A 1,173-nucleotide genomic window follows, 5' to 3' on the forward strand; every position below is an offset into this window, starting at 1 on the left:
GCTTAGCGGCGGCCGCGCCCGCATCGGCCACGGCGTGCACGCGCGCGACTTCGGCGCTGCGTTCGGCCGCGAGGTAGCGCGCGACTTCCTGGATCGACGGATAGTCGAAGAACAGCACCGGCGTGACGTCGACGCCGTAGACGTCGTTGATGCCGTTGGCGTAGGTGGTCAGGCCGATCGAGTCGAAACCGAGATCGAGCAGCACGCTGTCGGGCGCGATGTCCGCCGCGTCGAGCTTGAGGAACTCCATCGCCATGCGCGTGAGCTCGGCCTGCACGAGCGCGGCGAGATTGCGCGCCGCGCCGCTCGCGGCCGGCGCCGCGACGGCTGCGGTCGCTGCCGGCGCCGGCTTCTTGCGCAGACCCCAGGCGATCTCGATCTTTTCCTGGTCGCCTTCGAGCACGGCGAGCTGCGTCGCCGGCGACGCCAGGCCGTTGACGAACGCGTCGATGCCCGTGTCGGTGCCGAGCAGCTTGATGCCGAGCGTCTTCGTGAACATCTGCTCGGTCTGTTCGTCCACGCGCATGCCGCCGTCGGCCCAGAGCGACCAGTTCAGGCTCAGGGTCTTGCCGCGGCGCAGGCCGGCCTCGCGCTGGCGTTCGCGGCGGAACGCGAACGAATCCAGGAAGTGGTTGGCGTAGCCGTAGTCGCTCTGGCCGGCGTTGCCGGTGATCGCCGCCATGGACGAGAACAGTGCGAAGAAGTCCAGCGGCTCCTCGCGCGTGGCCGCATCCAGATGCAGAGTGCCGGCCACCTTCGGCGCGAGCACGGCGTCGAAGTCCCCGGCGGTCTTGTTGCGCACGTAGGCGTCGCGCAGCACGCCGGCGCTGTGGATCACGCCGTTGATGCCGCCGAAATGTTCGCGGCAGACGCCGACGAGGCGTTGCACGTCGGCCGCGGAGGACACGTCGGCCTCGACGTAGAGCACCTCGGCGCCGTGCGCGCGCAACTGGTCGAACTGCGCCTCGCGCTGCGCCGACGGCGCCGAACGGCCGGTCAGCAGCAGGCGCGCGGCGTACCGGCGCGCGAGGAACTCGGCGAAGATCAGTCCGAGTCCGCCGGCGCCGCCGGTGATCAGATAGACGCCGCGGTCGCGCAGCGGCGCCGCGGCGGCTTCCGGCAGCTCGATGCGCTTGAGCTTGCGCAGCGCGCGCGCGCCGTCGCGGCGGCGCA

Annotated in this window: 1 protein-coding gene; it reads right to left on the reverse strand. The window is 71.2% G+C overall.

Going from position 1 to position 1,173, the window contains the following annotated elements; genetic code table 11:
- A partial coding sequence (locus NON22_RS24540; protein ID WP_257389603.1) for a beta-ketoacyl reductase occupies positions 1–1,173 on the reverse strand: 1,173 nt, incomplete at both ends.

It is taken from the genome of Tahibacter caeni, from assembly GCF_024609805.1.
GTDB classification, from domain to species: domain Bacteria; phylum Pseudomonadota; class Gammaproteobacteria; order Xanthomonadales; family Rhodanobacteraceae; genus Tahibacter; species Tahibacter caeni.